Annotated in this window: 13 protein-coding genes; all 13 read left to right on the top strand. The window is 59.2% G+C overall.

Annotation, left to right across the window (positions count from 1 at the left end):
* Positions 1-302: 302 nt before the first annotated feature.
* Positions 303-1,169 carry a cytochrome c3 family protein gene (locus tag LJD29_RS07375; RefSeq protein ID WP_446745106.1) on the top strand — a complete coding sequence of 289 codons (867 nt, stop codon included), beginning with the start codon at positions 303-305 and terminating at the stop codon, positions 1,167-1,169.
* Positions 1,166-4,300 (top strand): TAT-variant-translocated molybdopterin oxidoreductase, encoded by a 3,135-nt coding sequence (locus LJD29_RS07370; RefSeq protein WP_446745105.1) that lies wholly within the window; start codon positions 1,166-1,168, stop codon positions 4,298-4,300. The genes LJD29_RS07375 and LJD29_RS07370 overlap by 4 nt, the downstream gene beginning before the upstream one ends.
* A gap of 56 nt (positions 4,301-4,356) precedes the next feature.
* Entirely contained in the window at positions 4,357-5,781 is a 1,425-nt protein-coding gene (gene nrfD / locus LJD29_RS07365) for an NrfD/PsrC family molybdoenzyme membrane anchor subunit (RefSeq protein WP_446745104.1), read from the top strand.
* Complete coding sequence (locus tag LJD29_RS07360; protein ID WP_446745103.1) at positions 5,781-6,323, top strand: DUF3341 domain-containing protein; 543 nt, start codon at positions 5,781-5,783, stop codon at positions 6,321-6,323. Before nrfD ends, LJD29_RS07360 begins: the two co-directional genes overlap by 1 nt.
* A gap of 4 nt (positions 6,324-6,327) precedes the next feature.
* On the top strand, positions 6,328-7,116 hold the full coding sequence (locus LJD29_RS07355) for a c-type cytochrome (RefSeq protein ID WP_446745102.1): 789 nt from the start codon (positions 6,328-6,330) through the stop codon (positions 7,114-7,116).
* An 18-nt stretch (positions 7,117-7,134) separates the two neighbouring features.
* Positions 7,135-8,412 carry a hypothetical protein gene (locus LJD29_RS07350; RefSeq protein ID WP_446745101.1) on the top strand — a complete coding sequence of 426 codons (1,278 nt, stop codon included), beginning with the start codon at positions 7,135-7,137 and terminating at the stop codon, positions 8,410-8,412.
* Complete coding sequence (locus LJD29_RS07345) at positions 8,399-9,034, top strand: hypothetical protein (RefSeq protein ID WP_446745100.1); 636 nt, start codon at positions 8,399-8,401, stop codon at positions 9,032-9,034. The genes LJD29_RS07350 and LJD29_RS07345 overlap by 14 nt, the downstream gene beginning before the upstream one ends.
* 27 nt (positions 9,035-9,061) lie before the next feature.
* Entirely contained in the window at positions 9,062-9,970 is a 909-nt protein-coding gene (locus LJD29_RS07340; protein ID WP_446745099.1) for an SCO family protein, read from the top strand.
* A gap of 8 nt (positions 9,971-9,978) precedes the next feature.
* The gene (coxB, locus tag LJD29_RS07335; RefSeq protein ID WP_446745098.1) at positions 9,979-11,037 is read left to right on the top strand and encodes a cytochrome c oxidase subunit II; all 1,059 of its coding nucleotides are present in this window, start codon (positions 9,979-9,981) and stop codon (positions 11,035-11,037) included.
* Positions 11,034-12,695 carry a cytochrome c oxidase subunit I gene (ctaD, locus tag LJD29_RS07330; RefSeq protein WP_446745097.1) on the top strand — a complete coding sequence of 554 codons (1,662 nt, stop codon included), beginning with the start codon at positions 11,034-11,036 and terminating at the stop codon, positions 12,693-12,695. Before coxB ends, ctaD begins: the two co-directional genes overlap by 4 nt.
* Complete coding sequence (locus LJD29_RS07325; RefSeq protein ID WP_446745096.1) at positions 12,688-13,428, top strand: cytochrome c oxidase subunit 3; 741 nt, start codon at positions 12,688-12,690, stop codon at positions 13,426-13,428. Before ctaD ends, LJD29_RS07325 begins: the two co-directional genes overlap by 8 nt.
* A 16-nt stretch (positions 13,429-13,444) precedes the next feature.
* Positions 13,445-13,753: a cytochrome C oxidase subunit IV family protein gene (locus LJD29_RS07320; protein ID WP_446745095.1), complete on the top strand. Its 309-nt coding sequence runs from the start codon at positions 13,445-13,447 to the stop codon at positions 13,751-13,753.
* Positions 13,754-14,000: 247 nt separating this feature from the next.
* Complete coding sequence (locus LJD29_RS07315; protein ID WP_446745094.1) at positions 14,001-15,440, top strand: deoxyribodipyrimidine photo-lyase; 1,440 nt, start codon at positions 14,001-14,003, stop codon at positions 15,438-15,440.
* The last annotated feature ends 32 nt before the right edge of the window (positions 15,441-15,472 follow it).

Below are 15,472 nucleotides of genomic sequence, written 5' to 3'. Positions count from 1 at the left end.
GAGGTCACTGGCCTGCCATTCAGACCAATCGCCGCCTGTTATTTGCCACAGCTGCTGAGCGCTATCTCACAGAATAGGACTAATTTGGTCCACTTCCTCTGTTTAAAAACCGGGCACAATTTTTTTAACGAAGACGCTCCAAAGTCTTGCCCGTATTCCGTTTTCGACACTATAGTGTTGTCCTCATTTCAATCGTTGATTCGGAGCGAGTGAAAGCTCCGAGTAAAAATCTGCTTCGCAGCGCGGTAGCGCTCCAACCTGTTCGGATTCAACTGGATTCTTGAGGAAGCAAGGACGCATTCATGGCGCAGATTTTTGACCGCAGCTCAAACGCGCTCGCACGCATGAGCCTGGTCTTGACGGGGTTTATTGTCATTGCCCTTGGGGTTACGCTGGACCAGCTGCAACGTTCCCCCTGGGTAACGAGGCAGGGCCAGCGGGCCGACCAGCCGGTACCGTTCAGCCACAAGCATCACGTTCAGGGCCTGGGACTCCAGTGCCAGTACTGTCACGTTTCCGTAGAGAAGTCGAGTTACGCCGGTATTCCTCCGACCCGCACCTGTATGAACTGCCACGCCCAGATCTGGACCAATGCCGACCTGCTGGAGCCGGTCCGTCATAGCTGGGCCACGGGCGAGTCGATTGCATGGACAAAAGTGCATGACCTGCCGGATTACGTTTATTTCAGCCACGAGATCCACGTGAACAAGGGGATGGGCTGTTCCAGCTGCCACGGCCGCGTCGACGAGATGCCGATCATGTATCAGCAGAACACGCTGCAGATGGAGTGGTGCCTCAACTGCCATCGCAATCCGGCGCAGAACATTCGCCCAACCAGTGAAATCTACAACATGGCATGGAAGTCGCCCACGGAGCTGGCCCCGGTCTGGTGCGCGGCGACCGATGTGAAATCGGGCACGCCGACCGCGCAGTCGGTGAACTGCACGACGAACGATCCGGCTTCCGGCGCGAATCCGCAACTGGCCTCGCTGCACATAAACCCCGGAGTGAATGGCCAGGCGACAGATGCTTCGACCGCGATGCTTGGTCCGCAACCTGTTTCCTATACGAAGTTTACGAGCCAGTCGGCCCTGGGCGGGTTCCTGGTCGAGCACTACCACATCCGCACCCCGCGTGAACTCTCGAGCTGCGAGGTATGCCACCGATGAACACGCGTAGCGGCAATGAAAGCAAGGACATGGCGAAGGACAACGCGAAAAACGGGCTGACGCTCTCCGAGGTGCGGGCGAAGCTCGCCGGGCAGTCCGGCCGGAAATACTGGCGTTCGATCGACGAGCTGGCGGGCACGCCAGAGTTCGAAGCTGCGCTGAGCCGCGAGTTCCCTGAGCAAAGCTCGGAGTGGATCGATCCGGTATCGCGCCGCGGCTTCATGAAGATGATGGGCGCGTCGATGGCGCTGGCCGGTCTCGCCGGCTGCACCAAGCAGCCCGATGAACCGATCTATCCCTACGTCAAAGCGCCGGAGGATCTTGTCCTCGGCAAGCCGGTTTATTTCGCGACGGCCTTTCCTTTTCCCACGGGAGCAGTGCCGCTGCTGGTCAAGAGCGATGCCTATCGTCCGGTGAAGGTCGACGGTAATCCCGAACACCCTTACAACCGGGGCGGTTCCGATCCTCTTACGCAGGGAACCCTGCTCGGCCTTTACGATCCGGACCGTTCGCAGCATATTTTCTACCGCGGAGAAGCCAAGAGCTGGGCGGACTTCCAGGCAAGCTTCCGTTCAGTGCTCGCAGGCAAGAAAGCTTCCGGTGGCGAAGGCGTTTATTTCCTTAGCGATACAGTAACTTCGCCGACCCTGGCCGCGCAGTGGAAGAAGGCGCAGGCGATCTATCCGCAGGCGAAGTTCTACCAGTACGACCCGGTAAACCGCGATTCGGCTTATGCAGCCTCGAAGGCCGCCTTCGGCGACTACACCGACGCCCAGTACAAGCTGGACGCGGCCGATGTGATCGTCTCGCTCGATGCCGATTTTCTCTCGGGTGCGGCGCATCCGGGCTTCCATCGCCTCGCGAAGGATTACGCAAAGCGGCGCAGGCTTGAGAACGCGAAGTCCGGCGACTTCTCCATGAATCGCCTCTATGCCGTCGAGTGCATGACTACGACGACCGGCCTCAAGGCAGAGCATCGGCTGGCACTTCGCTCAAGCGATATTCCTGCCTTCGCGGCAGCGCTTGCGGCTGCTGTAGGAGCGGGCTCCGCGGCTTCCGGCTACACGTGGTCCGATGACGCGCAGAAGTTTCTCGCCTCCGTAGCCAAGGATCTGAAAGCCAGCGGCGGCAAGTGCGTCGTGATCCCCGGCGAGCAGCAGCCCGCCAGCGTGCATCTTGCGGCGATCGCGATCAATGAAGCTCTCGGAAACAACGGCAAGACGGTCGTCTACACCGAAACCGTAAATCCGATGCCATCGATCCAGGGCGACGATCTGAAATCGCTGGTGGCGGACATGAATGCGGGCAAGGTCGACTGGCTCGTCATACTGAATGCCAACCCGGTTTATGCGGCGCCGGCCGACCTGCAATTTGAAGACGCGCTGTCGAAGGTGAAGACCTCGGTTCATCTCGGCTCGCATTTCGACGAGACCGGCCATGTCGTTCAGTGGCACATCAACAATGCGCACTACCTGGAATCCTGGTCTGATGCCCGTTCTTATGACGGCACTGCAAGCGTGGTTCAGCCCATGATCGATCCGTTGTATGGCGGCCACTCATCGCACCAGATCATTCAAGCGATGCTTGATGACCCCGAAACTTCGGCCTATGCCGCAGTCCGCGCCACGTGGAAAGACAAATCCGCGGCGAAGGGGACGGACGCCGACTTCGGATGGCGCAAGATTCTGCACGACGGCTGGATCGCCGATACCGCGTTCGCGCCGAAGACGGGCGGCGCAAAGGCGACGGTTCCCACACCGGCAGCACAGGTTTCCGCCGATACACTTGAGATCGTCTTCCGCCCTGAGGCTCACACCTATGACGGCCGCTTTGCCAACATCGGCTGGCTGCAGGAGATTCCGCGTCCGGTGACGAATCTTTCCTGGGACAACGCGGCTTTGATGAGCTATGCGACCCTCGAAAAGCTGAAGGTCGCCGAACACGATGTTATTGAGATCTCGCTGAACGGGAAGAAGGTTCTGGCTCCGGTGCTCGCTGTTCCGGGGCATGCGGATGGCAGCATTACGCTGCATCTTGGGCAGGGCCGCCAGCTTGCGGGCCGCGTGGGCTCGGGTATCGGTTTCAATGCTTACCAGATTCGTCCGTCAGCAACTCCGCTGGTAGCGACCGGCGCGACCGTTCGCAAGACGGGTGATACGTGGGGATTCGCCGTCACCAAGAGTCACTACACCGATCATCGTTCGGTGGCTGTTGGAGGCGATGGCAGCGGGACGCACTCCATCGAAGGCAACGAGGCGATCGACCGCGGCATTGTGCGCTACGCGACGCTCGAGGAGTTCAAGAAGAGTCCCGAATTTGCGCATGAAGGCGAAGGGCACCAGACGCCGGAGCCGACGACCACCATGTTCCCGGCCTATCGCTATGACCACAACGCATGGGGCATGTCGATCGACATGAACGCCTGCGTGGGCTGCAACGCCTGCGTGGCGAGCTGCTATGCCGAGAACAATATCGCGGTCGTGGGCAAGCACCAGGTAACGATGGGCCGCGTAATGCAATGGCTCCGCATCGATACCTACTACGAAGGCGATCTGGCCGCGCCGCGCGCGCACTTCCAGCCGATGGCCTGCCAGCACTGCGAGAATGCGCCCTGCGAGCAGGTTTGCCCGGTCGGTGCGACGGTGCATACGCCGGAAGGCCTCAACACGATGGTTTACAACCGCTGCGTGGGCACGCGCTACTGCTCGAACAACTGCCCGTACAAGGTGCGCCGCTTCAACTTCCTGCTGTACTCCGATTACGAGACGGAGAGCCTCAAGCTGATGCGCAACCCTGACGTTACGGTCCGCAGCCGCGGCGTGATGGAAAAGTGCAGCTACTGCGTGCAGCGCATCAATGCAGCCAAGATCGAGGCAGACAAGGAAAACCGCGAGATTCGCGATGACGAAATTGTGACGGCTTGCCAGCAGGCATGCCCGACCGAAGCCATCATCTTCGGCAACATCAACGATGGCACGAGCAGGGTTTCGAAGCTCAAACGCCAGGAGCGCAGCTACGGAGTTCTGGCCGATATCGACACTCGTCCGCGCACCACGTATGTGGCCGAAGTGCTCAACATCAACCAGGAACTGGCAGCGGCGCGCGGTGAGTTTGCGCCAGAAAACAGTTAGGTTTTCGTTCAGATTTCAAGGCAGAACTGTTCAGTCGAGACGGAGAGGTTTTAGGGATGGCAACCAAAGGAGCACCGGTCAACGATCCGATGATTGACCCCATCACTGGGGAATACGTCGTCGTTGCGCCCGGACATACCTTCAAGTCGGTTACGGAAACGATCTCGCGCATCGTTCTCACGCCGCACACGCCGCTCGGCTGGTACGCCGGGTTCGCGCTGGCGGGCGGAGTCGCGACGGTTCTGCTGGTAGCGGTTCTTTACCTCTTTCTGACCGGCGTAGGTATCTGGGGCATCACGATCCCCATCGCATGGGGCTTCGCGATCATCAACTTCGTCTGGTGGATCGGTATCGGTCACGCCGGAACGCTGATCTCGGCCATCCTGCTGCTCTTCAAGCAGGGCTGGCGCAACTCCATCAATCGCTTCGCCGAAGCGATGACGATCTTTGCCGTCGTCTGCGCCGGCATGTTCCCGCTGATTCACGTAGGCCGCCCCTGGCTGGGATACTGGCTCTTCCCATATCCCAACACAATGAACGTGTGGCCGCAGTTCCGTTCGCCGCTGCTGTGGGACGTCTTTGCGGTCTCGACCTACGCTACGATCTCGGTGGTCTTCTGGTACATCGGCATGATTCCCGATCTCGGGACACTGCGTGACCGCTCGAAGAGCAAGTTCGGTCAGTTCATCTATGGCATGTTCGCCATGGGCTGGCGCGGTTCGGTGCGCCACTGGGTTCGCTACGAGACGGCTTCGCTGCTGCTGGCCGGACTGGCCACGCCTCTGGTGCTCTCGGTACACACAGTCATCAGCTTCGACTTCGCAGTGGCGCTGCTGCCCGGCTGGCATACTACGATCTTCCCGCCGTACTTCGTCGCAGGCGCCGTGTATTCGGGCTTCGCGATGGTCATCACGCTGGCCGTGCCGATCCGCAAGTTCTATCACCTGGAAGACCTGATCACGCTGCGCCACCTCGACAACATGGCCAAGGTCATGCTGACGACCGGCTTGATCGTGGCCTACGGCTATGCGATGGAAGTCTTCATGGCTTACTGCTATTCGGCCAGCCACTGGGAATACTTCATGATGTGGAACCGCATGTTCGGTCCCATGGGATGGGCCTACTGGGTGCTGATTACCTGCAACATCGCGCTGCCGCAGTTCATGTGGTTCCGCTATGTGCGCACCAGTATCCCGCTGATGTTCCTCATGTCGCTGATCGTAAATACCGGCATGTGGTTTGAGCGCTTCGTGATCGTCGTCACCAGCCTCTACCGCGACTATCTGCCATCTTCATGGGGCACCTATCGCGCCACCACGTGGGACTACGCAACCTTCGTTGGAACGCTGGGATTATTCACGTTCCTCTTCTTCCTCTTTGTCCGCTTCCTGCCCATGATTCCGATGTCGGAAATTCGCATGATGCTTCCGCAGGCCAAGGTGCAGCCGGAGTCCGGAAATGTTGTGGAGGCAGGTCACTGATGCCGATGCGTGAAGGAACTTACGGCCTGCTGGCCGAATTCGATACGCCGAGCCAACTCGTGCACGCCGCCGAGAACGCTTACTCTGCGGGCTACCGCCGCATGGACTGCTACACGCCCTATCCGCTCGAAGAGGCGGCAGCGGCGATTGGCTTCCACAAGGATTACGTCTCGCTCGTGTGCCTGCTGGGCGGTCTGATGGGCGTGGCGGCGATGTTCAGCCTTGAGACCTGGATCTCGGTCTGGAGCTACCCGCTGAACATTGCGGGACGTCCGTACTTCTCGTGGCCGGCATTTATCGTTCCGGCGTACGAATGGACGATTCTCTACGCCGGTCTTTCGGCTGCCTTCGGCATGCTCGCGTTGTGCGGATTGCCCAAGGTTTACCATCCGCTCTTCAATGCGCCGAACTTCCGAAGCGGCGCGACGAGCGACAAGTTCTTCCTGTGCCTCGAGTCGGTCGATCCGAAGTTCGACCTGGGCGAGACGCGGTCTTTCCTTGAGGGTTTCACGCCGGCCTCGATCGTGGAGGTGGAGTATTAATACCGTGCAGCTCAGAAACGCAATGCTGGCGCCCGTCGCGCTGATGGCGCTCGTGTTCACTGCCGGATGCCGGCAGGATATGCACAACCAGCCCAAGTTCATTCCGCAGCGGCATACGGAATTCTTTGCGGACGGACGCTCGGCGCGTCCGCAGGTGGCCGATACCGTGGCTCGCGGACAACTCCACGAAGACCAGTTCTTCTACACCGGCCTGCAGGATGGCAAAGAGGTCGATGCGCTGCCCTTTCCGGCGACTGCGCAGGTGCTGGCACGCGGCGAAGAGCGCTTCAACGTCTACTGCACGCCCTGCCACTCGCGCGTAGGCAATGGACTCGGCATGATCGTGCAGCGCGGCTATAAGCCAGCAGGGAATTACCACGATGCACGCCGCCTGGCGCAGCCGCTCAGCCATTACTTCTACGTCATGAGCAATGGCTACGGTGCAATGCCCGACTACTCGGCGCAGCTTACGCCGGCCGATCGCTGGGCAGTCGCGGCTTACATCCGCGCGCTGCAGTTGAGTCAGAATGCTAAGTCTTCCGATGTTCCCGCGGGCACGCAGGTAGAAAAGCTTTCGGATATCGCGCAGAAGGAAGGTTTGCCTGCCAGCTATGCCGAGCCATGGCAGCTGCCCGCAACCGCGGTGGAAGCGAAGCCGCAGTCAGGCACGGTAGACCAGGCTCCAATGGAGAACCAGAACCCTCCGGCGTCCAAGAATAAGGCCCCGATCAACTCTTCGACCAACAAACAGACGGCGCCGGGTCAGATGAAACCCGCGTCCGCAAACAAATAAGGATTGCAGGAAGAACGAATGGCAAACGGACATCATGCGAAGACATTGCCGGCTGAGCTGAACGCCCCGGCCTTCGTTGCCGGATGGCGGATGAAGGCGCTGGCGGTGGGCGCGGCCTTCTCGGTCATCGCAATCATCCTGGGTTTCCTCAGCGGCGACGGCTGGAACCACTTCCTTCGGGCGTGGCTTGTCGGGCTCATGCTCTGCTTCGGCTTTGCGGTCGGCGGCATGGCTCTGCTCATGGTGCAGTATCTCTCCGGTGGCAAGTGGGGCCTGCTGGTGCGGCGCCCGCTCGAAGCCATGAGCCGTACGCTCCCGGTTGCGTTCGTCTACTTTCTGCCTATCGGCTTCTTCATGAAGAAGCTCTATCTCTGGGCGCAGTATCCCGATGGCAAGGCTGCTTACAGTCAGCACCTGATCAACGCCGAGCAGGCACATGCCATCATCTTCAAGAAAGGGATACTGAATCCCACGACCTTCTGGGCGACCTCGATCGTCTGCTTCCTTATCTGGGCGGGCTTCGGGTTCCTGTTGAACAGCTGGTCGCTGAAGCGCGATGCGGATACGGAGCCGAATGTTCCGTACTGGCAGAAGAAGTTCGAAAACATCAGCGGTATCGGCGTCGTTACCTACTCGATCCTGCTCACGGCGTGCGCGATCCTCTGGGTCATGTCGCTCGATCCCACGTGGTATTCGACGGTTTATGGTCTGCAGTTCCTCGTCGGACAAGGCTATGCGGTTCTCGCGCTGGTCATCCTTACCTTGATTGGGCTCAGCAACGCCGAGCCGATCAGGACCATCTTCCGCGTCACCGAGCAGCACGATCTCGGCAAGCTCTGCTTTGCCTTCACCATGCTGAACATGTACCTGGCCTTTGCCTCGTTCCTGATCATCTGGTCGGGCAATTCGCCGGAAGAGATTCCCTGGTACCTGGATCGCATCCGCGGCGGCTGGGGCGTCATCGCGACGCTGGATGTCATCTTTCACTGGCTCATTCCGTTCTCGCTGCTGCTCTCGCGCGATCTCAAGCGGATCAAAGGCCGGCTGGTGGTCGTCTGCTGCATCATGCTCTTCGCCCGCCTCTGGGATACGTTCTGGCTGGTGGAGCCGAACTTCGCAGACGCGCGCCGTAACCTGCACTTCAGTGTCGGCATCCTGGAATACATCGCCGTGCCGGCAGCCATGATCGCCTTCTGGATGGCGTACTACTTCACACAGCTCACAACGCGGCCGCTGGTTGCAACCAACGACCCGCACGTGGCAGAGATCCTGGAGCCAGAGCATGCACACGCCTAACGATCACGATTCGCCGAACAAGCAGGCCTCGCTCAAGGAAGGCTACGAAGTTACGGACGTCAGCGTTCAGGGCATCGCCGTCTTCGTCATTGCCCTGGCCATCTCGGTCGGCGTCTTCTTTGTCTTCTGCTTCGGCATGGGCAAGGTCATCAACAATGCTCTCTCGAAGAGCGATGGCCCGGTGAATCAATGGCACGCGTCTTCTGTCGAGCCTGCGGGAAAACTCAAGAATATGGAGTCAAATCCAGCCCTCGAGCAGCAGGAACTCCACCGTCTGGCTCAGAGTTTCCCCACGCCACGTTTACAGGGGGATGACGGAAACCAGGACGTGATGGCGCTTCATCAGCGCGAAGACCTGTTGCTCGGCCACTACAGCTGGGTCGATCAGTCGCAGGGTAAAGTCCGCATTCCGATTGAGCGTGCGATGGAGCTGATCGCACAGCGTGGCCTGCCGGTTGCAAGCCAGCCGGCATCGACCGAACCGATGATGGCAGGCGATGAGAAGCCGACAGTCAAGTCTCCGCTGACGGATGGATTTGCGCGCACGGCCTATGAGCAGGAGCAGGCCAGCGCAGCCAACCTGGCGGGCGAGCAATCATCGGCTCACGCAAACAATAACTAACAGGAATTAACAGGGCCAGAGAATCAGATGCAGAATGCGCAGACAATCCGGACAATCCTGAAAGCGGCAGGCGGAAGCCTGCTGACGCTCGCCCTCGCCTGCGTCCCGGTTGCTCTGCATGCGCAGGTCTCCGACTACGGGCAGAAGGAAATGGGAGCGGTGCAGAACACGGCGCCCACAGCTCTCCAGAAAATTTCCGTGGTCCAGAAGCTGAACCAGCCGCTGCCGCTAGATGCTGTCTTCCACGACGAGGCAGGGAACACGGTTCGGCTTGGCGATTACTTCAATAAGCGTCCGGTCATCTTCTCGACGGTCTACTACGAGTGCAAGATGCTTTGCCCCGAGGAGATTAACGGCCTGGTCGGCGCGTTGCAGATGGTAAAGTTCGATCCCGGCAAGCAGTTCGATGTTGTCCTCGTCAGCATCGATCCGTCGGAGACTCCGGCGATCGCTGCGAAGGAAAAAGCGTTCTATCTGAAGCGGTATGACCGCCCGCAGACCGCGAACGGCTGGCATTTCCTTACGGGCGACGCTGCTTCCATCAAGGCCGTGACCGATGCTGTCGGATTCGGCTACACGCGTGTTCCCGGTCCTGACGGGAAGATGGATCAGTTCGCGCACGCCAGCGCCATCGAGATCGCGACACCGCAGGGTCTTCTCTCGCAGTACTACCTCGGCGTCGAGTTTGCGCCGCGCGATATTCAGCTTGGATTGGTGGAAGCTTCGGCCGGCAAGATCGGCACGCCGGTCGACAATATCCTGACCTACTGCTATCGCTACGACCCGACACTGAACCGGCACAGCCTTTTGATCGGCCGTATTGTGCAGGCGGGCTGCCTGCTTACGCTTCTCATACTTGGTTCTTACATGGTGGTAATGTTCCGGCGCGATATCAAGTCCGCGCGTAGTGTGACCACGAAACTGGCGAATGGATAAAGGGAACGATGCATCTTATTAGCCCGGTACTCTGGCAATTTCTCGTTAACTGGCTCGAACACTTCGCGCTCTTTCCGCCCGAAGCGTCGGGAATCGCTCCCTATGCGGATGCACTGTACTTCTTCCTCATCCTGATCTCGCTTGTGGGCATGGTCCTGGTGGTTGCGCTCGTTGGCGGGCTCTCGATTCTGTATCGCCAGGAGAAGAATCCGGTCGCCACGCAGATCGAAGGCTCCACGCTGCTCGAAGCGACCTGGACCATTATCCCGCTGGCGCTTTTCATGGTCACGTTTGTCTGGGGCGCTCTGCTCTACTTCCGTATCTACGATCCGCCTGCGAACGCGATGAACATCTACGTGGTGGGCAAGCAGTGGATGTGGAAGGCCGAGCACCCGGGCGGCCAGCACGAGATCAACGCCCTGCATGTGCCGACTGGTCAGCCCGTGCGCCTGACGATGATCTCGCAGGACGTCTTTCACAGCTATTCGATTCCCGCCTTCCGCGTAAAGCGTGAGGTGATCCCGGGCCGGTACACGACAGTCTGGTTCACGCCGACCAAGCCGGGAACCTATCACCTTTTCTGCACGCAGTATTGCGGCACGCTGCACTCGCAGATGATCGGCGAAGTCACCGTACTGACTCCCGACGACTACCAGAAGTGGACGGCGGGCTCGACCAGCGGCATGTCCCTCGCGCAGAATGGAGAGAGGCTCTTTGCCAGCCTCGGCTGTGCCTCCTGCCATAACGGAGCGGCAGACGCGCGCGGTCCGAACCTGGCGGCCTCCTATGCGGGCCGGGTGCAGCTCTCGAACGGATCGTCGGCGACGGTGGACGATGCGTTCCTGCGCGATGCGATTCTGAACCCGACCATGCATACGATGGCGGGATACGCGCCGATCATGCCGACCTACCAGGGCCAGATCAGCGAAGAAGGCCTGATCGACCTGGTGGAATATATCAAGCAGTTGAATACGAACTATCGTGTGCAGCAGACAGCAAACACGACCCAGGTACCAAGCGGGGTGCAGCAAACGGCGCCAGCAGCGTCGGGGATGGTGAAGCCATGAGCACAATCGTTTCTCTTCCGGACCAGTCGACGGCGACAATGCCGAAGCGGTCCTACCTCAATGCCGAGTACGGCCTGAAGAGCTGGCTGCTGACCGGGGATCACAAGCGCATCGCGATCCTGTACCTGATCTCGATTACGTTCTTTTTCTTCATCGGCGGCGCCATGGCCGGACTCATCCGCCTGGAACTGCTGACGCCACAGACCGACCTGATGGCGGCCGACACCTACAACAAGCTCTTCACGATGCACGGTATCGTGATGATCTTCCTGTTCCTGGTGCCTTCGGTTCCGGCTACCATCGGAAACTTCCTTATTCCCATCATGGTGGGGGCGAAAGACCTTGCCTTTCCGAAGATCAACCTGCTGAGCTGGTATCTGTATCTTGCCGGCGGCATCTTCACGCTGGCCGCGCTGATTTCGGGCGGTGTCGACACCGGCTGGACTTTCACGACTCCGCTGAGCACGCACTACCTGAACACGCACGTGATCACGGCGGGCCTGGGCATCTTCGTTGCGGGCTTTAGCTCGATCTTCACAGGACTCAACTTCATCGTCACCATCCATCGCATGCGCGCTCCGGGCATGACATGGTTCCGACTGCCGCTCTTTGTCTGGTCGCACTATGCGGCTTCGGTGCTGATGGTTCTCGGCACTCCGGTTCTGGCGATCGCGCTGGTGCTCGTCATCCTCGAACGCACCATCGGCATCGGCGTCTTCGATCCGGCCAAGGGTGGCGATCCGCTGCTGTTTCAACACCTGTTCTGGTTCTACTCGCACCCGGCCGTGTACATCATGATTCTGCCGGGCATGGGCGTTATCTCAGAAGTCATCAGTACCTTCTCGCGCAAGCGCGTCTTCGGATACACTGCGGTCGCCTTCTCGTCCGTTGCCATCGCGGTCTTCGGATTCTTCGTCTGGGAACACCACATGTTCATCATGGGTGTCTCGAACTACTCGGCGCTGGTCTTCTCGCTGCTGACCATGCTGGTTGCTGTGCCTTCGGCCATCAAGATCTTCAACTGGGCCGCGACACTCTACAAGGGTTCGATCACCTTCGAGACGCCGATGCTCTACGCCTTCGGCTTCATGGGGCTGTTCACCATCGGCGGATTGACGGGCGTCTTCCTCGGTTCGCTGGGCATGGACATTCACCTGACCGAGACCTACTTCATCGTGGCTCACTTCCACTTCGTCATGGTGGGCGGCATGCTCATGGCCTTCCTCTCGGGCGTCCACTTCTGGTGGCCCAAGATGACCGGTCGCATGTATCCCGAGGGCCTCTCCAAGCTGGCCGCGCTGACCACCTTCATCGGCTTCAACCTGACCTTTTTCCCGCAGTTCATCGTCGGCTATCTCGGCATGCCGCGCCGTTACGCCGCGTATCCGCCGGAGTTCCAGGTGCTGAACGTGCTCTCGACCGCAGGCGCGACAGTGCTTGGTGTCGGATACCTGCTGCCGATGCTCTACCTGACCTGGTCGCTCAAGTACGGCAAGATCGCCGGACCGAATCCGTGGCAGGCAACAGGGCTTGAGTGGCAGATCCAGTCGCCACCGCTGACGGAGAACTTCATCGAGACGCCGGTCATCGACTACGAAGCCTACGACTACGAATGGCTGGCAAACAAGACCAAGAACGAGGTGCAGACCGTTGGATAGCCAAGCGATCGCAACCCATCCTGACCACACGCACGCCGGTCACGAGCATCCGCCGTATCTGCGCCACCACTTCGCCACGGTCGAGCAGCAGCGGGAGACCTCGAGCTTTGGCATGTGGCTCTTCCTGCTGACGGAAATCATGTTCTTCGGCGGCATGTTCGCCGCCTACATGATTTACCGGAACTGGTACTACCCGGCCTTCGTTGCCGGCAGCCACCAGCTCTCGATCGTTCTCGGCACCATCAACACTGCCGTGCTGATCTGCTCGAGCTTCACGATGGCAATGGGCGTCTACTCGGCCGAGATGCGCCGCAAGAGCGCACTGGTCATGTGGCTCCTCGCAACCATTGTGCTGGGCGTGGTCTTCCTTGGCATCAAGGCAGACGAGTACCACGAGAAGTGGGAGAAGCATCACGTTCCCGGCCTGAACTTCAGCGTGCAGGATTTCGTTCGTGTGAATCCGGCGTATCCCGAAGACAAGGCGCTGCCGCTCGACATGGCCGAGAAGACGCAGGTTTACTTCTCGCTCTACTTCGCCATGACCGGCATGCACGCGCTGCACATGATCATCGGTATTTCTATCCTGATTGGGTTGGTCATCAAGGCGCAGGCAGGTGCCTACACACAGGGCCACATGACGACGATAGAAAACTTCGGTTTATATTGGCACTTCGTCGATATTGTGTGGATATTCCTTTTTCCATTGCTCTATCTGATCAGTCGACACCAGTGAAAGTAGGAATAGAGACATGTCAGAACCGACACATCACGAACAACATATCGTCAGCCCCAAGCTTTACGGCGTCATCTTTCTGCTGTTGATGATCTGCACCGCTCTTACCGTGGGCGCGTCTTATCTCGAGCTGGGGACTTTCAACGCAGTAGTCGCGCTGGGTATCGCCATCTTCAAAGCGACCATCGTGGTGCTGTTCTTTATGCATGTGAAGTACAGTTCGAAGCTCACCAAGCTGACCGTCGCCGCAGGCTTCTTCACCTTCTGTGTGCTGCTGGCGATGACGCTCACCGACTACATGAGCCGCGCGTGGGGTCGCTGGTAGCGGGTCTTGTAGATTGCGTTTCCAGGAGGCAGCTTCGGCTGCCTCTTTGCTTTGCGCATCGCTTCCAAAATTGCCGCCCCGGATGAGGTGAAAGGGCCTGCTGTCTTCCGTGTTGATGTAATAGGAAAAAAGGGAGGTTCCTCGCTGCGTTCGGAATGACAAATGTTCCGAGCAGGCAGAGACATTGCATCAATGGTTCTTCCGGCGGTTCTTCCGGCATCTAGCATAAACAGGAGCAGGAGAGCGGATGCAGGAAAAGAACACCGAAGAGAGCAGGATCGCAGCATTTCTTAAGAAGCTGGCCGACAGTCCACGTGTGCAGGTGCGCCGTGCAGGGGAACCGCGCAAGGATGGCAAATGCATCGTCTACTGGATGCAGCGTGCTCAGCGAGGTGTCGACAATCCGGCGCTCGACCTTGCTATTGAGATCGGCAATGAACTGGGTCTTCCCGTCATCGCTTACTTCTCGGCGATCTCAAACTTTCCGAACGCAAACCTGCGCCACTACGCTTTCCTGAACCAGGGCCTGATCGACATCGAGGAAGACCTCGCCGAGCGCAACGTCACGTTTGTCGTGCGGCGTCCGCCTGGCAACAAGCTCGATGCGCTGCTTGAAGAAGCCGGCGCGGCCATGATCATCGGCGATGAAAACCCCATGCGTGAGCCCGAGCGCTGGCGCTCAGTCTTCGCCAAACGAGTGAAACTTCCTTACTGGACGGTCGACGCGGATGTCGTTGTACCCTCATCCATCTGGCCGAAGCATTTCTACATGCTGCACAACATGCGGTCGAAGCTGAACGCGGAGATCCCGAAGTATCTCGTTCCGCACCCGAATCACAAGGCGCAACATCATTGGAGCCGGCCACGCGGCTTCGAGAGCTTTCATGTGAAAGACGACGTGACCGCAGGCTGGAAAAACTTCGATCGCTCCGTCACGCCGGTCGATACCTTTACAGGCGGAACCCATGCCGCACTCAAGCGGCTGAAGCGCTTCGTGACCCACCAGCTTGCCGGATACGAGAAGGAGCGCAACCATCCGGAGACCGAAGGCACCAGCCAGATGTCACCCTATCTGCACTTCGGCCATATCAGCCCCGCGACTATCGCGCTCGCGGTGAATGAAGCCGTCGAGGCAGGCAAGGCTCCGCACACGGCGCGCGATGCCTACTTCAACGAGTTGATCGGATGGCGTGAACTCTCGGTGAATTTCGTGAAGTTCGTGCCTGAATATGATTCAATCGGGTGCGCGCCGGAGTGGGCGCAGAAGACGCTGCGTGAGCATTTGCATGACAAGCGCGATCCGCAGTACAGCCTTGAAGAGCTCGAGCGAGGCGAAACCTACGACGATCTATGGAACGCTGCACAGCTGCAGATGGTGCGTCTCGGCTGGATGCACAACTACATGCGCATGTACTGGGCAAAAAAGGTTCTGGAGTGGGCGCCGAACCCGGCGAAGGCGTGGGAGTGGTGCGTGATCCTGAACGACAAGTACGAACTCGACGGTCGCGACCCCAACGGCTATGCCGGGGTCGCATGGGCGATTGGCGGCGTCCATGACCGGCCCTGGTTCGAGCGTCCCATTTTCGGAACCATCCGTTACATGTCCGGTGCTTCGACGGGCAAAAAGTTCGACTCGAAGAAATACATCCGTCAGATCGAAGCGACGGAGAGCGGTTCTCTCTTCTGAATCGGACCGAAAAACAAAAGTAATATTTGCCG

It is taken from the genome of Silvibacterium acidisoli (assembly GCA_022870745.1).
Taxonomy (GTDB): domain Bacteria; phylum Acidobacteriota; class Terriglobia; order Terriglobales; family Acidobacteriaceae; genus Silvibacterium.
The sequence above is the reverse complement of the archived record's forward strand: the minus strand, read 5'-3'. Positions and strand labels throughout refer to the sequence as shown.